At 57.7% G+C, this 684-nt stretch carries 2 protein-coding genes and 1 pseudogene; all 3 read left to right on the top strand.

All coding sequences use genetic code 11. The features are described from left to right. Nucleotides 1-232 (top strand): hypothetical protein (locus tag GKC28_RS26110; protein ID WP_174148868.1); only part of this gene is annotated, 232 nt, incomplete at its 5' end. Nucleotides 233-280: 48 nt separating this feature from the next. Then, nucleotides 281-457, top strand: a pseudogene (locus GKC28_RS26105) (transposase); the annotation flags it as partial. Nucleotides 458-545: 88 nt separating this feature from the next. Continuing rightward, on the top strand, nt 546-684 hold a 139-nt coding region (locus tag GKC28_RS26665), incomplete at its 3' end, for a helix-turn-helix domain-containing protein (RefSeq protein WP_368041129.1).

The following is a 684-nucleotide window of genomic DNA, read 5'->3' as shown; positions in this document are numbered from 1 at the left end:
ACTTCTCGAAGCCATCGTGAGCAACGACGACAACCTGTCCTACGGCAGCATCGTCAGCGTTCAGATCGGGCAAGACAAATACATCACGACGCTGACCGACGATGGCATCTGCGAACTGAAGGACATGCTCGCGGACGCCCGGCGTTCGCCGGAGCGCTGGAACGACTTCTTACAAGACTCCGTCGACGATCCCGACATCATCGCACGCGTCAAGGACCAGCCCCCGCGGTAGAAATCGGGTGCTTACGAAGAGCGCGCGCAGGAGCCGCCTGAAGGCCAGAACCAGCCCGCCAATCGACGCAATGGCAGCAGCCGGAAGACCGTGACCACCGACACCGGCAAGGTGGTTCTGGACATTCCGCGCGACCGGAACGGGACCTTTGACCCGGTTCTGATCGCCAAGTATCAGCGCCGCTTTCCGGAGTTCGACACCAAGATTGTGAATCGGCGTGCAAAATTGACCCACTTTGGTGGGTTATGAGCGAGTAAAATTGACCCACCTGTTTTCGTTAACATCCGCACTAAAAGTGCGGAGGAAAGAGCAGGTGTTACTGATGGAAAGCGTGTCGAAGATCCGACGATGGGTATTGGTTGAGGGACGCAGCATCCGGTCTGTTGCGCGGGCGACGGGATTATCGCGGAACACGATCAAGAAGTATCTGAAGGATGAGAGCCCGCCGAGCT

It is taken from the genome of Leisingera sp. ANG59, from assembly GCF_013317235.1.
GTDB lineage: Bacteria > Pseudomonadota > Alphaproteobacteria > Rhodobacterales > Rhodobacteraceae > Leisingera.
Note: the sequence above shows the minus strand (reverse complement) of the source record. Positions and strands in the feature narration are given on the sequence as shown.